General features: G+C 33.9%; 22 protein-coding genes. 13 read left to right on the top strand and 9 right to left on the bottom strand.

Features of this window, described 5'->3' with window-relative positions:
• Nucleotides 1–14: 14 nt before the first annotated feature.
• From HY04AAS1_RS08340 to lpxD, 6 genes are all read left to right on the top strand, one after another.
• A complete protein-coding gene (locus HY04AAS1_RS08340; protein WP_012513244.1) occupies nucleotides 15–380 on the top strand; it encodes a methyl-accepting chemotaxis protein in 366 nt (121 codons plus the stop codon).
• A gap of 12 nt (nucleotides 381–392) precedes the next feature.
• Nucleotides 393–1,433, top strand: coding sequence for a chemotaxis protein (locus HY04AAS1_RS01015; RefSeq protein ID WP_012513245.1), 1,041 nt, complete (start codon nucleotides 393–395; stop codon nucleotides 1,431–1,433).
• A 3-nt stretch (nucleotides 1,434–1,436) separates the two neighbouring features.
• The gene (locus HY04AAS1_RS01020) at nucleotides 1,437–3,500 is read left to right on the top strand and encodes a chemotaxis protein CheA (RefSeq protein WP_012513246.1); all 2,064 of its coding nucleotides are present in this window, start codon (nucleotides 1,437–1,439) and stop codon (nucleotides 3,498–3,500) included.
• Nucleotides 3,501–3,606: 106 nt separating this feature from the next.
• Nucleotides 3,607–4,320, top strand: coding sequence for a biotin--[acetyl-CoA-carboxylase] ligase (locus tag HY04AAS1_RS01025; protein ID WP_012513247.1), 714 nt, complete (start codon nucleotides 3,607–3,609; stop codon nucleotides 4,318–4,320).
• 30 nt (nucleotides 4,321–4,350) lie between these two features.
• Nucleotides 4,351–4,863, top strand: coding sequence for an OmpH family outer membrane protein (locus HY04AAS1_RS01030; protein WP_012513248.1), 513 nt, complete (start codon nucleotides 4,351–4,353; stop codon nucleotides 4,861–4,863).
• On the top strand, nucleotides 4,860–5,834 hold the full coding sequence (gene lpxD, locus HY04AAS1_RS01035; RefSeq protein ID WP_012513249.1) for a UDP-3-O-(3-hydroxymyristoyl)glucosamine N-acyltransferase: 975 nt from the start codon (nucleotides 4,860–4,862) through the stop codon (nucleotides 5,832–5,834). The genes HY04AAS1_RS01030 and lpxD overlap by 4 nt, the downstream gene beginning before the upstream one ends.
• On the opposite strand, the gene HY04AAS1_RS01040 is transcribed toward lpxD, so the two are convergent.
• The 9 genes from HY04AAS1_RS01040 to HY04AAS1_RS01080 form a co-directional block, all read right to left on the bottom strand.
• Nucleotides 5,831–6,892: an LptF/LptG family permease gene (locus tag HY04AAS1_RS01040; protein WP_012513250.1), complete on the bottom strand. Its 1,062-nt coding sequence runs from the start codon at nucleotides 6,890–6,892 to the stop codon at nucleotides 5,831–5,833. The genes lpxD and HY04AAS1_RS01040 overlap by 4 nt on opposite strands.
• Nucleotides 6,892–7,743, bottom strand: a complete 852-nt coding sequence (locus HY04AAS1_RS01045; RefSeq protein ID WP_012513251.1) for an ATP-dependent Clp protease proteolytic subunit — start codon at nucleotides 7,741–7,743, stop codon at nucleotides 6,892–6,894. Before HY04AAS1_RS01045 ends, HY04AAS1_RS01040 begins: the two co-directional genes overlap by 1 nt.
• A gap of 29 nt (nucleotides 7,744–7,772) precedes the next feature.
• Nucleotides 7,773–8,513: a DNA polymerase III subunit delta' gene (locus HY04AAS1_RS01050; protein WP_012513252.1), complete on the bottom strand. Its 741-nt coding sequence runs from the start codon at nucleotides 8,511–8,513 to the stop codon at nucleotides 7,773–7,775.
• A gap of 1 nt (nucleotide 8,514) precedes the next feature.
• Nucleotides 8,515–9,459, bottom strand: a complete 945-nt coding sequence (mltG, locus tag HY04AAS1_RS01055) for an endolytic transglycosylase MltG (RefSeq protein WP_012513253.1) — start codon at nucleotides 9,457–9,459, stop codon at nucleotides 8,515–8,517.
• Nucleotides 9,443–9,814 (bottom strand): Holliday junction resolvase RuvX, encoded by a 372-nt coding sequence (ruvX, locus tag HY04AAS1_RS01060; RefSeq protein ID WP_012513254.1) that lies wholly within the window; start codon nucleotides 9,812–9,814, stop codon nucleotides 9,443–9,445. Before ruvX ends, mltG begins: the two co-directional genes overlap by 17 nt.
• A gap of 18 nt (nucleotides 9,815–9,832) precedes the next feature.
• Entirely contained in the window at nucleotides 9,833–11,356 is a 1,524-nt protein-coding gene (locus HY04AAS1_RS01065) for an ATP-binding protein (protein ID WP_012513255.1), read from the bottom strand.
• 39 nt (nucleotides 11,357–11,395) lie between these two features.
• Complete coding sequence (locus HY04AAS1_RS01070; RefSeq protein ID WP_337954078.1) at nucleotides 11,396–13,708, bottom strand: sensor domain-containing diguanylate cyclase; 2,313 nt, start codon at nucleotides 13,706–13,708, stop codon at nucleotides 11,396–11,398.
• 2 nt (nucleotides 13,709–13,710) lie between these two features.
• Entirely contained in the window at nucleotides 13,711–16,554 is a 2,844-nt protein-coding gene (locus HY04AAS1_RS01075; RefSeq protein ID WP_012513257.1) for an EAL domain-containing protein, read from the bottom strand.
• Nucleotides 16,555–16,627: 73 nt separating this feature from the next.
• On the bottom strand, nucleotides 16,628–18,850 hold the full coding sequence (locus HY04AAS1_RS01080) for an EAL domain-containing protein (protein WP_012513258.1): 2,223 nt from the start codon (nucleotides 18,848–18,850) through the stop codon (nucleotides 16,628–16,630).
• Between the two features lie 127 nt (nucleotides 18,851–18,977).
• On the opposite strand from HY04AAS1_RS01080, the gene HY04AAS1_RS01085 reads away from it, so the two are divergent.
• The 7 genes from HY04AAS1_RS01085 to HY04AAS1_RS01115 are packed head-to-tail and all read left to right on the top strand — an operon-like array spanning nucleotide 18,978 to nucleotide 24,761.
• The gene (locus HY04AAS1_RS01085) at nucleotides 18,978–19,211 is read left to right on the top strand and encodes a hypothetical protein (protein ID WP_012513259.1); all 234 of its coding nucleotides are present in this window, start codon (nucleotides 18,978–18,980) and stop codon (nucleotides 19,209–19,211) included.
• A complete protein-coding gene (locus HY04AAS1_RS01090) occupies nucleotides 19,180–19,734 on the top strand; it encodes a transglycosylase SLT domain-containing protein (RefSeq protein WP_012513260.1) in 555 nt (184 codons plus the stop codon). Before HY04AAS1_RS01085 ends, HY04AAS1_RS01090 begins: the two co-directional genes overlap by 32 nt.
• Nucleotides 19,735–19,744: 10 nt before the next feature.
• A complete protein-coding gene (locus HY04AAS1_RS01095) occupies nucleotides 19,745–20,869 on the top strand; it encodes an FtsW/RodA/SpoVE family cell cycle protein (protein ID WP_012513261.1) in 1,125 nt (374 codons plus the stop codon).
• Nucleotides 20,851–21,918, top strand: coding sequence for an undecaprenyldiphospho-muramoylpentapeptide beta-N-acetylglucosaminyltransferase (gene murG / locus HY04AAS1_RS01100; RefSeq protein ID WP_012513262.1), 1,068 nt, complete (start codon nucleotides 20,851–20,853; stop codon nucleotides 21,916–21,918). Before HY04AAS1_RS01095 ends, murG begins: the two co-directional genes overlap by 19 nt.
• Nucleotides 21,915–23,003 carry a GGDEF domain-containing protein gene (locus HY04AAS1_RS01105; RefSeq protein WP_012513263.1) on the top strand — a complete coding sequence of 363 codons (1,089 nt, stop codon included), beginning with the start codon at nucleotides 21,915–21,917 and terminating at the stop codon, nucleotides 23,001–23,003. The genes murG and HY04AAS1_RS01105 overlap by 4 nt, the downstream gene beginning before the upstream one ends.
• 41 nt (nucleotides 23,004–23,044) lie before the next feature.
• On the top strand, nucleotides 23,045–23,509 hold the full coding sequence (nuoE, locus tag HY04AAS1_RS01110; RefSeq protein ID WP_012513264.1) for an NADH-quinone oxidoreductase subunit NuoE: 465 nt from the start codon (nucleotides 23,045–23,047) through the stop codon (nucleotides 23,507–23,509).
• On the top strand, nucleotides 23,484–24,761 hold the full coding sequence (locus HY04AAS1_RS01115; protein ID WP_012513265.1) for an NADH-ubiquinone oxidoreductase-F iron-sulfur binding region domain-containing protein: 1,278 nt from the start codon (nucleotides 23,484–23,486) through the stop codon (nucleotides 24,759–24,761). The genes nuoE and HY04AAS1_RS01115 overlap by 26 nt, the downstream gene beginning before the upstream one ends.
• Nucleotides 24,762–24,774 lie beyond the last annotated feature (13 nt).

Raw genomic sequence — 24,774 nt, forward strand, 5'->3', positions numbered from 1 at the left:
GAGGAGGTGTAAATATGGAAGAGCAATTTCAACAACAAGCCCATGATTTAGTAGATGCGGGAAAAAACGAGACGACACTAACACGGGATGAAAATTCTAATCTAAGCAAAAAAGATATTGTAAAAGAGGCTGTTAAAGAGACCGAAGAGATAAAAGAGATGGTAGATAGTCTTTCTAAGATAGCCAAGCAAACAAACTTACTTGCTTTAAACGCTGCCATAGAGGCAGCTAGAGTCGGTGAAGTTGGCAAGGGCTTTGCGGTGGTGGCTTCTGAGTTTAGAAAGCTCGCAGAAAATACAAACAAAATAGCCACCAACATAAAAAGGCTTATGCTTTCTATAGAAGAAAAGCTTGACACTCTTAATAAAGAAGAGGTCTAAGGAGGGCTTAGTATGGAAAGCGGCATAGTAGATCGTGGCAGACTTGATGATCGTGGCACCCTTGATGATCGTGGCACCCTTGTAGCTCCTAAAAAATCAAACAGCGGCTTACCGGAAGTATTGAGGACTGGTGCAAATGAGCTTGAAATAGTAGATTTTAGAATCTTTGAAGATAAAGAAGATGGTTCTCGTTATGAATGGATAATGGGAGTTAACGTAGCAAAAGTAAGGGAAGTGCTGAGGCTTCCAGAGATTACGAAGGTTCCAAACATGCCTCCTCAAGTAGAGGGTATGGCGGAGATAAGGGGAGAGCTGATACCTGTTGTTAGTTTATCAAAGTGGATGGGCTTGGCTGAGCCTCTTAAGTATAAAAAATACGTTCTTTATATGGAGTTTTTAAGAGAAAAAGTAGGCATCATAATCCACGATGCTAAGCGTATAAGAAGAATATCGTGGGCAGATATAAAAGAGGCTCCTGTTATATTAAATCAAAAATTGAATGGACGTATTACAGGTGTAGTGGAAACTGAAGAGGGTCTTCTTCTTATACTTGATTTTGAAGGCATACTAAACGATATGGGTCTTTTAAATGTTTTTGATGCAGATTATCTTGAAAAGGCAAAAGATGAGCAAGAAGAGACATTTACTATATACATGGCCGATGATTCAAGCACCGCTAGAAATTTACTAAAGAGTATGCTGACGAAATTGGGTCACGAGGTGGTTATATTTGAGAATGGAGAAGAACTTTGGAACGCTTTAGAAAATCTATTAGAAAAAGCAAAAAAAGAAAATAAAAATATATCAAACTACGTTCAGCTTGTGATAACAGACCTTGAAATGCCAAAAATGGATGGGCTTACCCTTACTAAGAAGTTAAAATCCACACCTGGACTTATGCATATACCAGTGGTAGTAAATACTACTTTAAGTGACGAAGCAAACAGAATGAAAGCAAAATCTGTAGGAGCTGATGATTTTATAGTGAAGTTTGATGCAAAAGAACTAGCAGATATTGTAAATAGAGTTGCTTTAAGGGTAAAAGGAGAGTGATGTATGATACCTAATGAAATGCGTGAAATATTTGAAGAGTTTTTGGTAGAGGCAAGAGAGAATTTAGAAAAGTTAGAAACAGATTTATTAGAATTAGAAAAAGATCCTACGAATCAAGAAATTTTAAACAGTGCTTTTAGAGTAATGCATACTATAAAAGGAGGGGCTGGTTTTCTTGGGCTTGATCCTATAGTAGAAACTGCTCATAAAGCAGAAGATATACTTGGTAAGTTAAGAAATGCTGAATTTATTATATCTCCTGCTATAAACGATTTACTTTTAAAAGCTGCAGATAAAATAAAGGAATATTTAGAAAAGGCTGAAAATCAAGAAGAGTTGGAGCCTGATAACGAGCTTTTGTCTCAGTTAGAAGATGTTTTGAAAAACCCAGATAAATATTCTGACAAGTATACCACGATTAACAAGTCTGCCACGGTCTCTGACCAGTCCGTATCTTCTAAAGAGAAGGAGGCTAAGCCGCAGATTGGTGAGAAGAATTTTGAAGAATCATCAGATGATCCAGTATCAAGGCTTTTAAAGAAATACGGTTTTGAGCACCTTATTGGCAAATCTATAGAAGAGATATTAGAAGAGCTTGTGTTGATGCCACCAAGTGAAAGACCGGAAGGTCTCATTCAAGAATTAGATGCTCTTATAAATGGGACATCTTCAAAAAGCACGGCAGAGTCGTCTAAAAAAGAAGAAGAGATCGCAAAAGATAAAATTGCTACAAGTATGCCACGGTTTACCTCTCAGATGGAAGCGCAAGTGGATGCTGGTGCACAAGTATCCCACGGTATAGTAGAACCTCCAAAGCAAGCTGGAGCGGCTGATACGCATTCTCGTACTCAACCTCCAAAAGAAAAAGAAGAAGAAAAAGTTTTAAGGATAGATGTACAGAAGATAGAAGTTCTTATGAACTTAGTAGGTGAACTTGTCCTTGATAGAAATAGACTTGTAAAAGTGGTATCTACTATTATGCAAAGTGCTTCAGAAAACAACGAACAGATAAAAGGTTTGGATGACCTTGAATCTGTATTATCTTCCATAGATAGAATAGTGGGTGATCTTCAAGTAGCCGTTATGAAAACTCGTATGCAACCTGTTAAAAGATTATTTCAAAAGTTTCCCCGTGTTGTTAGAGATTTGGCAAAACTTTTAAACAAACAGATAGAGCTTGTTACCGAAGGTGAAGATACTGAAATGGATAAGTCTGTTTTGGAAAAGCTTGAAGAACCTCTTATACATATTATAAGGAATTCTGTAGACCATGGCATAGAATCTCCAGAAGAAAGAGAGCTTTTAGGCAAACCAAGAAATGGTATTATAAAACTGAAAGCTTACTATCAGGGTGATAGAATCATAATGGTTATAGAAGATGATGGGCGCGGTATAGACATAGATAAGGTAAAGAGGAAAGCTTTGGAAAAGGGTATTATAAGCCAAGATAGACTTGAAAAAATGACTGAAAAAGAAGTACTTTCTCTTATATTCCATCCTGGTTTTTCTACAGCGGACCAAGTCTCTGAGGTCTCTGGTAGAGGCGTAGGTATGGATGTTGTGATGACTACCGTCATGAATTTTAGGGGTACCATAGATATAGAAACCCAAAAAGGAAAAGGCACAAAGGTTACTATGGCATTCCCTCTGACGGTAGGTATTATAAGGGCTCTTATGGTATCTATAGGCAACAGAAATTTTGCCATACCCATATACTCTGTGTTAGAGATTATACAACAAGAAAATGCTACCATCACTACCGTATCTGGTGAAGATGTCCTTATATTGAGAGAATCTACTATTCCACTTGTAAACCTTGCGGACGTACTTGGTATTAGAAACAGCAAAATAGGGTATGTTATCATATCACAGCTTGGCAATCAAAGGGTGAGCTTTACCGTAGAAGAGCTTTATGGAGACGAGGAGATAGTGGTAAAACCTCTTGGCAAGATATTTGGCGAAGTAGAAGGTATATCTGGGGCTACCATTACAGGTGATGGTAATGTAGTGCTTATACTTGATTTGGCTGGTATATTAAAAAGAATAACTCATAGCGCAAGAGTTTAATGTTGTTTGATAGAGCGCTATCAGCGCGTTTCGATGCTAAAGAACAGGCAAGTATGCCACGGTTTCAAAGGTACTCAATAGCTCTGAAAAATGCCGTTGACACACTATGAAGCTTATATGGTTTAATAGCATAGATTCTACGCAAGATTATATTAAAAGCCATATAAAAGAATTGATGGATGATACTTGTGTTTTAGCAAACGTGCAAACCAAAGGTAGGGGTAGGTATGGACATGTTTGGTTTTCTTATTTAAAAGATGGGCTTTACTTTAGTATGCTTAAGAAGAATTTGCACATAGAACCATTTTCTCTCGTAGTTGGTGTTTCTCTTTTTAAAACTATCAAGACTCTATACGGCATAAGAGCTTTTATAAAATGGCCAAACGATATATACGTTTTATTGGAAAAGCCAAGAAAAGTTGCAGGTATTTTGATAGAGAAAATAAGGGAAAATACTATAATAGGTATAGGCGTAAATCTAAATCAAGATGATTTTCCCCAAGATATATCAGACAGGGCTATATCCTTAAAGCTTTTCACTGGTATATATATATCAAAGCAACACTTTTTAACAACGTTTTTTGATTTTTTCTATCAAGATATAGACTATTTTAACTCTCATGGTTTTGAAGATTTTAGAAATATTATAAACAACAACCTTCTTTACAAAAATAAACTTATAACGGCAAACGATGGAAAGGTGTCTGGGATTTTAAAAGAGATAGATAAAGATGGCTCTATAGTGATTGAGAAAGACAATACGCTTATTAGTTTAAATGCCGGTGAAATAGAGTCTATGATACCTAAAGAAACGTGGTAAAATATTTATAATTTTTAAAAGGAGGCAAAAATGAAAAATCTTAAAAAGATGTTAAAGACTTCAGCATTAGCTGTAGGGCTATTGTCTGTTTTATCGGCTTCTTCTTACGCTGGTGGTTTTGCATGTGTGGATACTCAAGAGGTAATGCAAAAATCTACCTTTGCCAAATCCCTTGGTAAATCTTTAAATGAGAAAGTGGTCGAGATAAGACAAAAGCTCAAAAACTATGAAGCAGAGCTTCAAAACCTTCAAAGGGAGATAGAGAGCAAAGCTATTTCCAAGCAAGCCAAAAAACAGAAGATTAAAGAATACGAAAACGTAAGGTTAAAAGCTTTGGAATATCAGCAAGACGCTCAAAAAGAACTCCAAGCTATGCAAGAAAAGGCAGGCAAGGAGTTTACCGAAGGCCTTAAAAATGTGGTTACATCTTACGCAAAATCTCATAGCTTAGAAGGCGTCTTTGATTGCAATCAAATGCTATATACTGGTAATCTTGATATAACACCATCTATTATAAAAGCCTTAGATAGCGCACACAAATGAAATTATCTGAAATAGCCTCCTTGCTTGGGGGCATTTCAAGCTATACCGTTGATATAGATGTTGTTGGCGTTAGTTCTGTTTTATCTCAAAAGCCAAATACCATAGTGTTTGTAGATGAAAAACATAAAGATATAGATTTCAAACAAGACATTGCTTACCTATCTGATATAGATTTACAAGCGCCAAACTTTATAAAGGTGCAAAATTTAAAGTATGCAATGGCTATAGTCCTTGATACTTTTTATAAAAGCGAAAAACCAAAAGGTATATCGGACAAAGCTTTTATAGAAGAGAGTGTACATATTGACAAAGACGTTTATATAGGGCCCTTTTCTTATATAGGCAAAAACGTAAGCTTAGGAGAAGGAGTGCTAATATATCCTTTTACTTACGTGGGAGACAACACCATTATAGGGGATAACAGCATTTTGTATAGCGGAGTTCATATATACAAAAATACCGTTATAGGTAAAAATGTAATAATACATTCAGGGGCTGTAATAGGAGCGGATGGATTTGGATACGCTATAGGACCAGAAGGTATAAAAAAGCTAAATCATATAGGAAACGTTATCATAGAAGATAATGTAGAGATAGGGGCAAACACCACTATAGATAGGTCGCTTCTTGATAGCACAATCATAGGTAAATCTACAAAGATAGACAACCTTGTAATGGTAGGACACAATTGTAAGATAGGGCAAAACTGCTTTTTGGTATCTCAAGTGGGGCTTTCGGGTAGCGTCAATATAGGGGATAATTCAATACTTGCTGGACAAGTGGGAGTTGCAGATCACGTAAACATAGGCTCAAACGTACAAGTAGCAGCCAAATCGGGCGTTGCCTACGATCTTCCTTCTAACAACACTTACGGTGCAAACCTACCATCTATAGAATGGAACAAGTGGAAAAGAATTTACGTATCTTTGTTAAAACTTCCAGATGCCTTAAAGAAGCTAAACAAACTTTAAAACCAGTTTGCTCTTTGTATATCAAAAACTCTTTTTAAAGCGTAAAAGCTCATAAATACATATATCACTACAAAAAATAAGGGATTCATATTTATTTTGGAAGATAAGCTGTAAGGTATTACTATACCTATACCAAATAAAGAAGCATGCCATAAAAACGCTTTATACCAATCTATCGTATTTTGGCTTTTAGCTATATAAAAAGATGCTATACACACCATCAGGAAAGGCAAAAAAGAAAACTCCAGCTTAAATATAAACGTTGATATGTATGGAAACATGTTTAATCCTTCTTTTCTCATTACGATAGCGGTTTTAACAAGCTCTGTAAGAGATTGCTCGTCTGGGGTTTTTATCCAAAGGTTCAAATCTTTTGGATTTATTTCTGTTTTAAGGTGTAATGTCTGGAAATGTATCTCTCTAAACGGGCTAAAGGATGTTTCTATCCCTTGTTCTAAATCCATATAACCATTTTTCACTATGGCTTTTTTAGCTTTTATGATATAGTTAAATTTGTTGTTTTTTACATTTATTATCTTTATGTTGTAAAATAAGCCGTTTGATGTGGCCAAAGATGTTCCTATGAAAGTTTTTTCGTTGTTTTTTTCTTTTGCTATCCAGAGGTTTCTAGCTATTCCAAGCTCGTATTTTTGATTTTTTTTATAGACGTGCTCTATGTATTTTAGTTCTTTTGTAGCGTTTGGTATGAAAAATTCGTTTAGCATCAAATTTCCAAAAGATATTAAAAGACTTACTATGATAAAGGGCTTAAATATATGGCTTATTGGTATTCCAAAGCTTTGAGGTACCAAAAACATCTTTATCCTTTTTAAGTAATGGCTTAATACAAAAACTGATATAGATACATTTATTGTAGCAGTGTAAAAAAGCACTATCGGTAAAAAGTTTAATATTGTTTGAAAAAGTATTTTTGGGCTTTTCATATGATAAGTGATAAAAAAATTTGAAATTTGATATATAAAAAATAATGCTAAAATAGATAGATAAACCAAAAATATAGTAAACAAAAAGCGCTTCGTTATAAATCTTAGAAGCATTATTTTTTGTTTTGAGTGGTTTTATAAGGAATAGGTATGTACTGGACAGAGGGTACTTGAGAATTCGTGGGTTGGTCGTAAAGCTCCATGAGTTCATAAACCTCTTCTGGTACATCGGTGTTTATATTTAAGCCCATGGCTTTTAGCTGGTCTACATCAAGAGGATAATCATGTGTAAATTTACCTGTGGATAACTCTTCTGCTATCTTTTTTGCAACATCATCAGGATGTCCTTTTTTCTTTAAAAGCTCGTATACATAGCTTTTCATCTGCTCTATTGCTTTTTTGGATACATCGGCCATTATCATAGTTTCATCATCTATGTCTTCTGGTTTTTTTACATCAAGCACTTTTAGTATAGAAGCAGCCGGCATTTGCCCTATTTGTGGGTCAACGGGTCCCAACACGGCGTTATGGTCCATCGTTATCTCGTCGGCAGATAAGGCTATTAGTGTACCACCACTCATGGCGTAGTGAGGTATTATGACTATAACTTTTGACTTGTGTTTTGCCAGTGCACTAGCTATTTGAGAAGCTGCCAGCGCTAAACCACCGGGTGTATGAAGTATCATAACAATGGGCATATCTTCTGGAGTCATCCTTATGGCTCTTAACACCTGTTCAGAGTCTTCTATGTTTATAAACTTCATAAAGGCAAACCCAAAAAATGACAATCCTTCTTGTCTATGAATCATCGTTATGACTCTGGCGTTATATTTTTTTTCTATAAGCCTTATCATTGCCTCCCTTTCTCTATTTAAAAGGCTTCTTTTCAAAAAAGGCCAAACTACAAAGAAAAATAAAAATAAAAACCAAAATAGATTAAAAAGCCCACCTATATCTTGATTCATATGTAAATTATACCATATTTAAAATTAATTTAGAATTGCTCATCTATTATAGGGCTTAATATAGCACTAATCCAAAGGCTTAGTCTTATGCCTCTTGAAAGTGCTCTTTTGGTGTTGTTTAGGCTTTTAATAGCTTTGTCCATGTCTTCGTTGAAGCCAATTTTTAACATGTGTTGCTCTAGTTTTTCTACTAGACAGTCTATAAGCTCTTCCTTTTCTTTAATATCTTTTATGTTGTCTATCTGGGGGATTGTTTCGTAAAAGCGTTTTGAGATAAGCTTCTCACATAGAGGATGTTTTGAAGTTTTTCTTTCAAAAAGCTCTAAAACGATGGATCTTGATACTATCGTAGGTATTATGTTTGATAAAGAGTCCGCTGTGATGATAAATTTTAGGTAAGAAGGCGGTTCTTCTAAGGTTTTCAAAAGGGCGTTTGAGGCTTCTTTTAACATGTTTTGGGCGTTTGTTATAAGACATACTTTGTTTGGACTATAGTTTGGTTTTAGGTTGGCAAAATTTGATATTTCTCTTATATCGTCTATCTTTATAGAGTTTTCTTTTCCTATCCATATAAAATCTGGATGCTTTTCATAAAATATCTTGCAACTATAACACTCTTTGCATCCCCATGGTTGCTTGTTTTCACAAAGAATCCCCTTTGCATAAGAAAGGGCTAGTTTTTCTACATCTTTTTCTATAGATACAATAAGGGTAGAGGTAGGTATTCTTTGGTTTAGCTGGGCTTTTTCTAAAAATTCTTTTGCGTTCATGTTATCCGTCGACTTTTTTTATAGCTTTTATATGGTTTTTCAGGCTTTTATTAAAATAGATGTTGCCAGATTTATCGCTTACAAAGTAAAGGTAATTGGATTTTGCAGGGTATATGGCGCTTTTTATAGAGTTGATACCTGGGTTGCAGATAGGGGTTGGTGGAAGCCCTTTTACAAGATACGTGTTGTAGGGGCTTTTTATAGAAAGGTCTTTTTTGGTGATAGTGCCGTTCCATTTTCCTTCTATTTTTAAAGCGTAAATTACGGTAGAATCCATTTGAAGTGGCATATCTTTTTTAAGCCTGTTGTATATAACAGATGCCACAAGCGGTTTATCTTTTAAATACTTTGCTTCCTTTTCCACTATAGAGGCTATTATAATCTGATCTTTTGTGGGGTTTAGGTGATTTTCCTTCATCGTTTCTTTAAAAGCTTTATACATAGAATATATTATATATTTTGGATTTTCATGCTTATAGAAAAAATATGTATCTGGAAATAAATACCCTTCAAAACCATCTGAGTTTATACCAAGCGCTTTGGCATAAGATTTGTCTTTGGCGTACTTTAAAAAAGCTTTTTTAGAACATATACCGTTTTCTTGAAGCCTATTTGCTATATCGTATATATCAAAACCTTCTGGTATTGTGATTTTATGAAGCAAAAACTCTCCCCTTGTTAGCTTTCTATACACTTCAAAAGGGCTTACGATGCCTTTAAATCTATACTCTCCATATTTTATATGGGCGTTTGTAATATAAAGAAGGGCTTCCAATATGTATTTGTTTACTATGCCGTTTCTTGAGAGTTTGTTTATAGCCTCTTCTTTGTTTAATCCGTATATATCTATTGTTTTATTTACTATATGTGGTCTTAAAAGCCAAAAACCAAGCATAAGCACGGTGCCAAGGATTATAAAAGATATCTGTTTAAAGGTTTTCTGCATACTCTTTTAATATTATATATGCACTTATGTGGTCAATCTCTTTTTCATCGCTTAAGCTTTTGGCTTCAAAGGTTGTGTATCTTTCATCTTGTAATACTATATCTATATTTAACTCTTTTTTTAAAAGCTCGTAAAACTTTTTTACCTTTTTCGCCCTTTGGCCTTCCTTTCCAGAAGGCGTTAGTGGGTATCCAAGCACTATTAGCTCTATTTTGTAGGCTTTTACTATATGCTTTAGCGTTTGTATTAGATTTTTATCGTTTTTTATTATCTTAAAGGGTTTATATATCTTTAGATGCTTATCTCCTAAGGCAAGCCCTATTCTTTTTGTTCCGTAATCTATGCCAAGTATCATCGTGATATCTCTTCTTTGTTATACCCTCTCCCACTCAAAACTAACTATATTCTTCTTCTCTTTGCTAAATTCTATACCTATCAAATAAACTTCTTTATCTTTATACTTCTCATAATACCTTTTATCTTTTATCTGTTTTAAAGCTTTTCCTCCTTCTTCTTTATCTTCTAATACCTTAAACTCTATAATATAAACGCTGTCTTGGTTAAAGACACTTAGATCTATCTGACCCTTATTGGTATTGTCTTCTGCTATCACGTTTAGTCCTGCTCCGTTAAAAAGAGCATACACGATAGATGCATAAAAGCCCTCATATGATGATATATCGTTTTTCCTATACCAATCATGAGGAATGCTTGCAAAGAATGTGTATATAGCATCTTTTAGTTTGTCTATATCTTTTGTGAGTATAGCCTTTTTTATATTTGTTTCTGTTTTGCTTACACTTACTGGTTCTCTAAATACATATATCAAAAATGAGCTGTTAAAGCTTTTTCTTACTTCAAGGTTTGGATAAGACAATATGTATGTTCCGTATTCTTCCATAAACTCTTTTATTGTAAGATAGCCCGCTTGAAATAAAAGATTCTCAGGAAATATGTTATCCACATCAAGGTTTGATAAAATCTCTTCTCCCACTTCAAGGTTCTCAAGCTCTGGTAGGTAGTATCTGTTTTTCATAAACATCTTAATAAGAAATGTGGGCGTTCCTGTCTCAAACCAAAAGGCTCTAAACCTTTTCTCTGAGAAAAGAAGGAGTATATCAAAAGGATTGTAAACACTCTCTCCAAGCCAACTATAGCCGTTGTACCAGACTTTTATCTTTTCTTTATCAAAATCCTTTAGCCTGTCTTCAAATACACTTTCAAGCTCAGATTGGGTATAACCGCATACTGTTGAAAACTCTTCATTTAAAGTGATATCCTGAAGCTGATTCAGTCCACTAAATATTGATACTTTTGAAAACCTTGATACACCTGTTAGAAAGGCAAGCTTTAGATAAGGATCCATACCCTTTAATACCGAATAAAAATCTTTCAATATTTCTCTATTTTCCCTTGCTACTTCTATATTTTCTATTGCATCTAATATCGGTTTATCGTACTCATCTATGAGTACTACTACTTGTTGGTTGTATTTTTCGTATAGTTTTTCGATGAGTTCTAAAAACATTTGACTTGGACGCTTTTCTTTTAAGTTTATCTTTTCTTTTTCTGATATCCTATTTACTTGAGATGTCATTAGATCCAATAAAATATCTGAAGTTCTTATATTTCCACTTGCAAAGCTTATTTTTATGATAGGATATCTTTTCTCCCAATTCCAATTATCGTATAGATATAACCCTTTAAATAATTCTTTGTTGCCAGAAAAGGCTTCTTTTAGGGTATCAAGAAAAAGGGATTTACCAAACCTTCTGGGGCGAGATAGAAAATAATATTTACTTGTTAGTTTTGGTATAAAATGTGTTTTATCTACATAGTAAAAACCACCTTCTATGATATCTTTGAAGGTTTGTATGCCTATTGGTAAAAGTTTCATAATATGATTATATCAAATATGACTGGATACGATAAAATCTTATGTTACTACCACCTTGTTTCTACCGGTTTTCTTTGCTTCGTAAAGAGCTTCGTCTGCACGTTTTAAAAGCGTTTCTTTTGTATCGTGCTTTTCTAACGATGCCACGCCAAAAGAGCAAGTTACGTTGATCCCTTCTTCAAAATGAAGATTTCTTATAAGACTTCTTAGTTTTTCAGCTAATATTTTGGCATCTTCTTTTGTGGTCTCTGGAGCTATGATGACAAACTCCTCACCGCCATATCTTGCAAAGATATCGGTATTTCTTATGTTCTCTGATACCACTTTTGCTATGGCTTTTAGCACTTTATCACCTACGTCGTGACCAAAAGAATCGTTTATATGCTTAAAAAAGTCTATGTCAAACATGATAAGACTTAAAGGCCTGTCGTGTCGTTTTGCCAATTTTACATATTCTTCCAATTTATTTTCAAGATACCTTCTATTGTAAATACCTGTAAGAGGATCTTCAGTGGATTGTTTTAACAACATATCAGATAACTCTTTTTCTTTTGTGATATCAACAAATGTGAAAACAGCCACAGGTTTGTTTTCAACATCTTTTATGAAGTTTAAAGAGCCCTTTACATAAAGTGTTTGGTTTTTCTTGTTAAGAATATGAAACTCTTGTAAGATAATAGGTGTTTTATTGGTTAAAGCCTTGATTATATCTTTAACATGTATAGGTGATAAGATATCAAAGATGCTAAGTGTTTTTATATCTTCATGAGTGTATCCTAAAAGTTCAAGAAGATAATCATTCTCATAATAAATATTATCTTCATCGAATACCAAAACGCCTACTTGTGTGTTTTTAACAATGCTATTGACAAGATCGTTTTGATAATTTAGTTTTTTCCTTAATTCTATGGTTTTTAGTGCATTTTCTATCCTATCTTTCAAGTTAGATAAAATTTCTTTGTAATCCTCAAAGTAATTTTTCACCTTAGAGCATATACATATAGACCCATAGATGTTGCCATTTTCTGATATAGGCATGGCAATGGAAGATAAAGTTTCTTTTTCTATCAGTTTTTGTCTTATTGCATCATCTTCAATTTCATTTGAATTTTCATAGTATACGGTGCTTTTGGTGTTAAAAGCTTTGATGATAGGAAAGTTTATTTCTTTGTTTACATCTTCAATGCATGTTTCCGATGTAGAGTTTATGTAAAAACCATTTTTTTGTTTTCTCAAAATACATACATCTTTAAACATATCCTCTTTTTCAAACATATCTAAAAGCTTTTCAAAAAATCCATCTTCACTATCCGATGTAAGGCTAAGATGTTCTATCTCTTTAAATATCTCAAAAGCTTTTCTTATTCTCTCTTCTTTTGTAATATCGTTTATTATTGACAGTAAGTAAGTTTTGCCATTTAGATGAACAGGGGACGAATAAACTTCCACATCTCTTATCTCACCAGATTTTAATCTGTGCTTAAGCTTAAAGAAGTTTAGCTCTTTATATTTTGCTTTGCGAGCAAGCTCTTTCATCTTTTCTTCGCCAAGCGTGTTTATATCCCAATTTTTCAAAGTAGTTATTTCTTCTTTTGTGTATCCATAAAAATCAAGAGCAGCTTGATTGGCGTTTGCTATGCTGTAAGTATCTGGATCTACCAAAAGTATAGGTATACTATGGCCCTCTAAAAATGTTTTATAAAACTCCATTTCAGATTTCAAAGTGTATATTGATATAGCAGTTACTATTAAGATATTTAGATATCTCATACGCCAGTATATACCGTATAGATTGTCAATATCACCTTGTTCTATAAGCTTGTAAAAATACTTAGCCACATAATGAAGCCTCTCGTGTGCTTTATGAACATCTTTTTTAACATCTTCTGGCATTGCTGAGTTTTCTATTTCCTTGTAGACTGGGCAAGCGTGAGAATCAAAAGTGATAGAAGGATTTTTGCTAAGTTCAATATAGTCTTTTGTGATAGCATCTTTAAAGTATGCACTTGGTTTAAGAAGCTCTGGTAATATATCCTCAGTATAAAGCATCGATTCTAATTTGTCAGACTCTTCTACGCAACGGAATGAGTAATATCTTGAAATCGTGTTTTTTAGCTTTTCAAAGAAAGATATAAGTTTATCGTAAGTCTCTTCTGTAAGAAGACCTTTTTTGATTAGGCTCTTGGTGATATCATTTTTAATATATTCTAAGTTATGTTTCATATAAGTTATATGGGTTTTATCGTAAGCTTCTTTTCCTATATTCTTCAGCAGCTCTTGGTCTACCGTATCTGTTTTTAGGTAATCTTCCCAAAGGGCTTTTATAGTATTTTCGTACGTGCAGTTTAACATACTCATTTGCTTTTTTTCATATCCTCCAAGACAAACTCTATAGCCTCATTTTCTGGCATGGGTTTAGCAAAATAAAATCCTTGAAAATAATCCACTCCCATCGATGAAAGCATATCTACTTGTTCTTTTGTTTCTACGCCTTCTGCTATAGTCTTAAAACCAAAATCTTTGGATAAGCCGGTTATAAACTTTACTATGGAAAAATCGTGCCTATCGGTTGCAATACCTCTTATAAAAGATATATCTATTTTAAGTATATCTATCGGAAGGTGTTTTAGATAAGCCAGCGATGAATAACCAGTGCCAAAATCATCTATTGATATTTTAATATGTTTGTTGAATTCTTTTATACTTCTAAATATCTTTTTGGATTTTTCTACATTTTTTATAATGTTTCTTTCTGTAATTTCTAAAACTAAATTATCTTGAACATCCACAGGCACAGAAGCCAATTTTTCAATAAAATCCTCATCTGGTAAGCTTAAGATCCCTTTTGCCGATAAGTTCAAAGATATAGATATATCTTTGTCTAAAGATTTAAATATTCTTATCTTATCAGATATCTCTTTTAAAGCCCATTCTTCAAAATGCATGATATACTTACTATTTTCAAGGTAATCTATAAATTTATAGGGTGCATAGACAGTACCGTCTTTATCTACTATTCTTATAAGAGATTCAAAACCTACGATTTTCAAATCTTTTGAATTAAGATAAGGTTGAAAATAAAACCTAAACAAATTCTCTTCAGAAGCTCTTTCCACAAGATTTTCTGACGTTATATACTCTTGTAATCTTGTGTTTACCTCAGATTCATAAAACTTTATAACGTTTTCACCCTCTTTCTTAGAAAGGTTTAGGGTGACAACGGCGTTGTTGTAAACTTCTTCAAAATCAGTATTAGCAACATCAGATAATACGATAGAAACGTTGTAGGATATGCTAATATAGTTTTTAGAGGTTTTTATCTTTCTATCCAAAAGGCTTCTAATCTTATATATCAAAATAGATTCACTTTCTATATCTGGGACAAATATGCCAAATTCATCGTTTCCGATCCTTGCCACAAATCCCTCTTTAAACTCTTGCTTTAAGATATTTGCTACCTCTTTTAGTACTTCGTTGCCCACATCAAACCCATAGGTGGAGTTAACAAAAGACATGTTGTAAATATCTATAAGTATCAAAGCAAAATCTTTGTATCTTTTGCTTTCAACGACATCTGAAACATAAAACTTAAAAGCTAAAAAGTTTGGCAGTTCGGTAAGAGTATCGTAAAATTTGTATTTATCAAGCTCTTGGCTCAATACTTTTTCATTGGTGATGTCTTTGCCAACGAATAAAAATTTCATGGTTCCGTCGTTAAGCACCACTGGATATATAGTCTGATCTATGTATATAACATTTTCATTTTTTGTCTTGTATGCAAATATTGCAGAAAAAGGTTTGTTTGACGAAACGGTTCTCCATACCTCATCGCAAAAATTATCACTCTGATATTCGGAGTTAAACATTTTTGGGCTTTTGCCTATCACCTCTTCTTTTTTATAACCTGTCAAATCTAAAACATGTTGATTGACGTACTCAATCAGACCCTCTTTGCTTGTTATAAGAAGCCACATTTTTGCATCGTCTGTGGCTTTTCTTAAAACGATACTTTCTTTGTCTTTATCAATCTTCTCCAAAGCAAAAGATACATCTTTTTTAAGCTCTTCAAATATTGTCATAAATTCTTTTTTAAAAGAAAACGGTATAATAGAATAAACGCTTATTACCGCATAAACTTCTCCATTTTTTTCTATAGGTACAGCTAACGATGAATATATATCTCTTTTTAAAAGCTCATCTTTCCAAGCTTTCATAAGATCTGATGTTAATGTGTTTTCGTTTATAACAATCCTATTTTCCCTATAAGCTATGCCAGTTTGTCCTATCCCTTCTGGGACATCTTCTCTTACGCTTATTTTAAGACTATCCACATATCCATCGTCTTCACCGCATTTATGCACTGGTTTTATGAACTCTCCTTCTTTTTTCCCAACCCATACAAATTTAAAACGGCTTTTATTTACAAGATTTTGGCATATTCGCTCAAAAAGCTCTTCTTCCGTATCAGCAGATATTATCGCCTGGTTTATATCTTTTAAGCTTTCTACAAGCATGCTACGGATTACAGATTCTCTGATAATATTTCCAGATTTTTGATATATCTTTAGTTTATTCGTGTTTTCTTCAGAGATTTCTTCCAGTTCCAAGGCTTTTATAAAAGCCTTTATACTATTTTGATGTGTTTCATAAAATTCTTTTGACACCAAGAAGTGATGACCTGCATCCAAAGATATTTCCTTTACGATGTTTATGCTGTCTTTGGTTTCTTGGTCTAATTGATCGTAGTATTCTTTAAATATTAGCCCTAATTCTACTTCGCCGCTTATCACCTTTTTTACAACATCATCATAGAACTCTGACAAGACTATATTTTTGTCGTAAAAATCCATATCGTATAAGACATAAAAAGAATTTAGCTTATCTACAATTGTTATATTGCTTGGTTCTTCATCGTTAAACTTTTTTCGGCTTACCAACAAAAAAACATCATTTTCATTTTTAAATTTGCCTATGATCTTATAGCCCTTATCTAAAAGCAAAAGCGTCATATCAAAGCTTGCGTAATAAATATCTGGTTTAAAATCGTCCTTAGAAAAATAAGCGTATTCTTCGTCAAAGTTTTTAAAAGGCTTAAGCTCCACCTCTTGGCCAAAAATTTCTTTTATCTTTTTAGCTATATTAAGCCATTTGTCAAGTCCTTTTTGTGTATCATGGGGACAAACCCTAAACTCAATCATAACAATACCTCAATTATTATTAACATAAGGATATTTTATTATATTATAATTTGATAAGGTTGCAACGATAAAGTTAAACCTTTACGCTTTCGTCTTTTGGGTTTGGTTGATAGCTTGACATACTGGTATCCCGTGGCAGACTTGCAGTAAGCTTTTTGTATTCTTCTTCCAAAGCGTTTGGTTTATGAAGGTAAAACCCTTGGAAAAACATAAACTCTTTTGGAAAATGAATAGACGAAGCAATGTTTGTGAGAGCTTCCAGTATTTGGTTGCTGTCTACAAACTCGTATATCACCCTAAGCTTGTTTCTTTTACAAAACATGGTGATAGTTTCCACCATAGACATATAGACCTGTGAATCCAATATTTTCTTTACTATAGCACCGTCTATTTTTATGGTTTTTATGAGACCAGACTCCGAAAGCTCTCCTATGAGCTCGTAATTGGTGTATCCTGTGCCAAAATCATCTAAGGCAAGGTAAAGTAAATGATCTTTCATATCGTTTTCAAACAATTCTTTGTTGGTGGTGATAGCGTATTCGGTAAGCTCTAAGTTTAGCATAACCTCATTTTGTGATAGTGTTTTGACAAGTTCTTTTAAAAGCCCTACTACTTCACCGTTTTCAAGAGAAGGTGGATATATGTTTAGATAAAGCTCGTTGGTTATAGCTTTTATCTTATCTACATTTTCCAATACTTTACCGATAACGGCTATATCAAGTAGCGTCATCGCATTTTCTCTTTGGAGAATGTTTATAAATTTATAAGCTGGTATGTAATTATCACCTTGTTTTATCCTTACAAGCACTTCAAAAAATCTGTTTTTCAAGTTTTTATCGTATATCCATTGAACAAAAATATCTACATCTTTATTTTTTACTTTCTTTAAAACGATATCTTTTAGCTCTAAGTTTGCCTTTGCTTTTTCCAAGAGCTCTAACTTTCTATCACTTACATCTACTATCACCAAAGGTGGTGCAAGTTCTTTAAATTTTGTTTTTGACTCTTCTTTTATTATATTTATAATCTCATTTAGTTCTTCTGAAGACACTTCAAGAAATCTATTTATATCAAACTTATATATATAAAATACTGGATGGTTGCCAATCGCAAAATTTGATGTTTTTAAATCTTCTGCAAACAATTCTATATCTTTTATTAGATCGTTGTAAAAGCTAACAAAATTGTAAGTTAGATCGTTGTTTAAAAATACATAGAGCTCATTTTTAACTCTGGTGAAAAACAGTTGGTTGAAATTTTCCATATGTTTGACAATAACGCTTTCTAGCATTTCTAAAATTGTTTCACATTGTTTGCCAAGCTGTCTATCTGTCATGGATCCAAAAAAGTTTACCACTAAAAGAGACAATTTGTCCTTATACTTTTTGTTGTTTAATATCTGTGGTATAAGTATTTCTTTGTCTTGATTCCAACGATTTGAGATAAGTTCATAGTTGTATATAAGCTCATATACAGCGTTTATAACGTAGTTTGATATAGAAACAGCATGCCTGTAATCTTTTGAAATATAATAACCTATAAGCTGGTTCATATAAGTGTGAACATCTTTGTGTATTTCTATGGTTTTGACCTTAATAGCTTCTGCACCAAAACTCATTATGTCAAAACCAAGCCCATGAAGAATCTGCCCTACTTTGCACTCAATGTGGCTTTGCATCTCAGCTTTGAGATGCTCTTCAGAAACTTCTTTAAAAGCTTTTTGTATAGATTCTAATTTATTTTTTATACCTTCTTTAAAAAATAAGTCGTATTTTGAAGAAGTATGTATGTTGTCACCGTTTATTATAAAGTTGATAGCGTAGCCTATTATACCTTCTATATAAGCATTGGCAGTGGTTTTGTCAAGCATCTCTTTTAACCTCATTATAGTAGTACTTTCTAACCCAAGCTCTTCTTGATGAAGTTTTAAGAGATCTATGTAATAATCTATGGAATCAAGCATGGTATCTTTATTTACACCAAGCTGGTAATGTCTTCTGGCTATAATTTCAAGCTCATTCTCAGCTGTTTTTAGAGCGGTATCATCGCATTTCGACTCTGAGGACCAGGCGTTGCCATTTCCTTGCTCTGAGAACGGCCTTTGGCACACTTCATCTTTTTCTTGGATAAGTTTTATTATATTGTAAAGCACTTCAGATTGGGCTTTTATTAGTTTTTCAATTGTAAAAGGTGAGTTGAAAAACGCTGATGCATGGTAATCTTGTAAAAAGTGTGAGTAAAACTCGCTGAATATCTTATGCGATATGGTTAAGAACTTCTCTTTTTCTGCAATCATAAGACACCTCTATCTTATTTATAACATAAATTACTAATTTTTTCCATAATACGTATCAGTATTTTTATTTGGACTTCTTTGGACAAATGAGACTTTTAGTTTTTGGCTTTTAACGATATTAAAATTTATGAGAGATTTAAGTTTAACGGCGGTAATTATCAACGTGTTTGTGGGGCTGTTTTTGTTCTTTTTCAAGAATAAGCTTGAAACTCTTGAAAAGGAGATAGAAAACCTAAGGCAGAAATCTGTGATAAAAGAAGACTATCACAGGGAGCTTGATAGGTTTTTCAAAGAAGTGTTTAGAAGACTTGACAGATTGGAGGCTTACTATGTGGGACAAAACCAAGCTAAAAAGCGTTAAAAACCTCTACAAGGAGGAAGTGCTGCAGATACCGGCTATTTTTAAAAACAAAGATGACTACGTGGCGTTTTTGATGGCGCAGTCTTATCAAGAATCTGGGTGGAATGAAGAAAGCGTTTCTAAAACAGGTTGTAAAGGCTTTGCTCAGTTTGAACTATCCACTTGGAAATTTGTTTGGAAAAAGCTCCTAAAACATGAAGAAATACCAAGCATATGGGACATAAAAGCTCAAATAATAGCCCAGCACACTTATATGAAATACCTTATAAACGCCGTTTCCAAGAAAGAACCCATGTTACCAAGGCAGGAGATACTAGCCTATTCTTTGATGGCTTACAACGGTGGTCTTAGCGTGGTGGAGTGGTGTCTTGAATATCACGGTGTTGTTTCTGTAATAGCTTTAAGAGATTATAGAAATTCTCACAAAAGCACATACCCCGATGAAAATAAAATTTTTGAAATTCTAAACTACCCAATATCCATCTTTAACATATGGCGTAGCCTTCGAGAAATTGCTGTATAATATGTGATAAATGAGGTTTTACATTAAAGAATGGGATGAAATCATACTTGTAAGTGTGTTGCTTTTATACATAATAGGTCTTGTAAATATAGCAAGTGCAAGTTTGGTGGGTAGTGTATTTATAAAACTTGGCTTTTCTGCTTATAAAAAACTTATATTTCAATTTGGTATTGGTATTGTAGGCTTTTTTATGGCTGCTTTGATTACTAAATTTGATTACGAAAAGCTTAAAAACCCAAAGGCCATATATAGTATCATATCTTTAAACATTTTTCTACTCATAGTGGTGCTCTTAATAAAGTATGCCAAACATATGCCTGTAAATAGATGGCTTTTTGGTGGAAGTTTACAAGTGTCGGAATTTTCAAAGATTATAAACATTGTTTTTTTAGCTTACTATATAAGTAGAAAAGGTGAGGTTAGTGCTACGAAGGAGCTTTTGTTTGCTTCCTTTTTGGTGGCCTTACAGTCTTTTCTGATATTTTTAGAACCAGATAGGGGAAGCGCTATTTTTTTACTTTTTATTGCTTTTATAATGCTTTGGATAGGCAACGCTCCTCCTAGGGTTTTATATCCGGCAACGTTTATGTTTGGTGTGCTTGGGATTCTTTTTTTACTTTTAAAAACTGGCGGAAACTATGTGGAAGGTCGTTTTGCGGCATGGTTAAATCCTTTTGCCAAGGCAAACACAAAAGGCTATCAAATTATACAGTCTCTTTTTGCTTTTGCCCACGGTAAACTCTTGGGTGTTGGTATAGGGGAGGGTATTCAGAAAGAGGGTTATCTTCCAGAAATAGATACAGATTATGCTCTTGCTCTAATAGGTGAAGAATGGGGATTTTTGGGGGTTTTGTTTGTGGTTCTTTTATATGCTGGACTGGTTTACAGAATATTTAAAATATCAAATTTTGCTGAAAATAGCTTTGGTAAGCTTATTGCGTTTGGCATAGGTATGTATATAGCTACGGAGTCCATATGGAATATGATGATGGCTATGAATGTAATACCCTCAAAAGGTATAGCTCTACCATTTATAAGTTATGGAAGCTCAAATTTGCTTGCCAACCTGTTGGCTATAGGTCTTGTGATGTCTGTTTATAGAAAAGAAAAGAAACCATGGAAAAAACTTTCTTAGTATCAGGCGGTGGAACCGGTGGACATTTTTTCCCTGCCATTAGTTTTTTAGAGCTTTTAAAAGAAAAGAATATAAATTCTTTCTATGTGGGCTCTTCTTATGGTATAGAGAAAAAACTTCAAGAAGATATACCCTCTAAAAATATTTTTCTTGATACAAAAGGCTTTGTTGGTAAAAGATATCTTGATAAGTTAAAATCTCTTTATCTTATGGGAAAATCTGTATACTTTTTAAATAAAAATATTAAAGACGATTTTATAGGAGTTGTGTTTGGTGGATACGCATCTTTACCCGTAGGGGCTTTGAGTATATTAAAAAGAATGCCCCTTTTTCTTCATGAGCAAAATACCATTCCAAGCCTTACGAATAAATCTCTTTCCAAAAAAGCTAAATTATGCTTTACGACGTTTTCCTATACCTCTAAGTTTTTTAAAAATGCTTTTAGAGTAGGTATGCCTATTAGAAAAGAGTTTTTGAGCTTTTACGATAAAAAAGAACTTCAAAAGGAGTTTGGTATAGAAAGCCCTTGTGTTTTGGTAATGGGTGGTTCTCAAGGGGCAAAGGTTTTAAACGATATAGCTATAGATTTTTTCAAAAAAACAAACTTTAATGGCATCATCCTAACAGGTGAAAAAAACTACGAAGAGGTTTCAAACGCTCTTAAAAGCCTAAAACGAGTGAAGGTTTTTCCTTTTTTTAAAAAGATGTATAAGCTTATGAGAGCTTGCGATGTAGCTATATCTCGTGCTGGGGCAAGTACTGTGTATGAGATGGCTACGCTGGGTCTTCCGGCTGTGCTTGTACCATATCCGTATGCTGCATACAACCATCAGTATTTCAATGCTTTGGAGATAAAAGATTTAGGCGGGGCTCAGCTTATAGAACAATCTAAATTAGATTATGATAGTCTTATAAAAGCCTTAGAAAATGTTCTAAATGATTTAGAAAGCTATTCAAAAAATATATCTTCTTTTTGTATAAAAACCGAAGAAAATGATATAATATTACCACAAGAGCTTATGCTTGAAAAAATACGGGGTATATTATGATAGACTATAAAACTAGATTGTTTGAGCTTTTAAAGAGATATCATATTAAAAAAGATGCTGCTAACATATTCTTGGAGCTATTTGAAGCGCAAAATAATGCTGGGATTTTTGAAAACCATAACCAGCAAACTTATTACGATTTGAATATTTTGAAAAATTTTGGGATAACCGATAAAGATATTAAGAATTTCTGTAGAGTTAAACATATAATTTTGGACACCGACGAATGTCTTAAAAAACGCATAAGTCCAATGTTTGATTATCTAAAGGATTTTATATACAAGTTTCTGGATTTATTTTGCAATTTTACTGAAGGCGCTGTTTATAGCTTTATTTTAGATTGTATAGAACTTGGCTTTGCTTTGGAAAAAGAAAGTGAAAATATCTTTGATTTTTACAAAGCTCAAAATATTTTATCCTCGTATACTATAGACGCTATAAGAAAGTATAAAGATGATCATCAAAATGAATCCATTGATATCTTTGGTCTTACCGCTTCTTTTGTAAAGTTTTCCCATTTTGCTTCAGAAGTAGTTTCTTTATCTTACTATGAAAAGCTTCTTACAGACAAAGTATATGAGGTTTATGAAAAATCTACAAAAGATCAGCTTTCTAACCTTTACAATAGGGCAAAGTTTAACGATATCAAAAATTATGAATTTGCTAGGTCAAGACGGTATAAAATACCGCTATCTCTATGCATGTTTGATATAGATGATTTTAAGAAAATAAACGATACTTACGGCCATCCTATTGGTGATAAGGTGATAAAAGAGCTTGGCAAGGTTGTTTTGGATAATGTTAGAAAATCCGATATACCCTTTAGATGGGGTGGTGAAGAATTTTTAATATTGTTTACCCATACTCATTTAAACGAAGCTAAGTTAGCCTGTGAAAAGCTACTTAACAAGATAAGAAATATTGAAATAAAAGAAGGTGATAATATTGTTAAGTTTACCGTAAGCATGGGTCTAACGGAGTTAAAAGAAGAAGACGATAGTCTTGAAAAAGCCATCGAGAGGGCTGATAAAGCTCTTTACTACGCAAAAAGAAGCGGTAAAAATCGTATTGAGATTTTGATATAAATTAAGTTGCAAAAATAACTATAAAAGCTTAAAATGTATATATGCTAACTCAAGAGATAAAAGAGGCTATAGAAGGTCATATAAAGTATTTTGGGTCTAAGGAAGAGGCTATGCTGCTTTCTCTTCACTCTATTCAAGAGCACCTTGGCCACATACCAGAAGAGGCTTTGGAAGAGCTCTCAGAGATTTTAGATATACCGCTTCATCATATAAAAGGTGTGGTGGCTTTTTATGAAATGTTTGACACAGGCGAAAAAGCCAAGCACCGCATATACGTATGCAATAGCATAGTTTGCTATCTTCTTAAAAGCCACAAAGTTTTCAACGCTGTAAAAGAACTTCTTGGTATAGAGCCAGGCCAAGTGACAAGAGATGGCATGTTTAAGCTTGTGGAAGTCCAATGCCTTGGTGCTTGCTCAGAAGCACCGGTTTTCATGGTAGACAACGATACGTATAGGTATGAATCAAAGGAGAAGCTTCATGAAATACTTGCCAAATATAGCTAATATACACGCTGAAACGGAGCTAAACCTTCTTCTTAAAAGAGCCAAACGCAAGCGAACCGCCGATATAAAAGAATACTTAAAAGACAATGGATATCTTGCGTTAGAGAAAGCCCTAAGCATGAAGCCTGAAGACATAGTAGAAGAAGTAGACAACAGCAATTTAAGAGGAAGAGGCGGAGCAGGTTTTCCTACTGGTAGAAAGTGGAAATTTTGTCTTCAAAACAAAGCTCCTAGATACTTGGTGTGCAACGCCGATGAATCAGAGCCAGGCACTTTTAAAGACAGGCTTATTATAGAAAGGGATCCTCATCTACTTTTGGAGGGTATGATTATATCCGCTTACGCTCTTGGGGTCAACAGAGCTTACATATACATAAGAGGCGAGTATCCAGCCGGTTATTATATATTAAGAAACGCCATAGAAGAAGCAAAAAAAGAAGGTTTTTTGGGTAAAAATATACTAAACTCTGGTTTTGATCTTGAAATACTTGTTTCAAGAGGAGCCGGTGCTTATATCTGCGGTGAAGAGACGGCTCTTCTTAACTCTATAGAAGGTAAAAGAGGGCATCCAAGGCTAAAACCACCTTTTCCAGTCCAGGTGGGCTTATGGGGTAGGCCTACAGTTGTAAACAATGTAGAAACGTTGTCAAATATTCCTATTATTATAAATTTAGGTTCTGAAGGCTATAAAGAGATAGGCCCTATGGATTATCCTGGTCCTAAGCTTTTTCCAGTGAGCGGGAAGGTGAAAAAGCCAGGTGTTTATGAACTCCCCATGAATACAACCCTAAGAGAGGTTATATTTAAATACGCTGGTGGGACTATTAGAAACGTTCCTATAAAGGCTGTATTTTCTGGAGCTCTTGATTGTCTTAGCGTGAGTGAACTAGATACTCCTATGGATTACTCACAGTTTGGCTTTGGTGGTACTGGTACTGTGATAGTGCTAACTGAAGAAGATGATATAGTGAATGCTTGTTATAAGATAGCTGAGTTTTATGAACATGAGACTTGTGGCTTTTGTACACCGTGCCGTATAGGTTGCCACGAGCAAGCTTATCTTCTTGACAAGATAGAAAAAGACGAAGCCACACCAAAGACTTGGGAAGGTCTTAGGTTTGTGACAAAGTATATTCAACCCACTTCTGTTTGTGGTCTTGGCGCTGTGGCTAGTAGACTTATCAAACAAGCTATGGAAAAGTTCCCAGAGGATTTTGCCAAGAAAGAACAAAAATCCTTTGTAAATATTTAAAGTTTGGAGGTTT

Origin of the sequence: Hydrogenobaculum sp. Y04AAS1, from assembly GCF_000020785.1 — a bacterium.
Classification (GTDB): domain Bacteria; phylum Aquificota; class Aquificia; order Aquificales; family Aquificaceae; genus Hydrogenobaculum.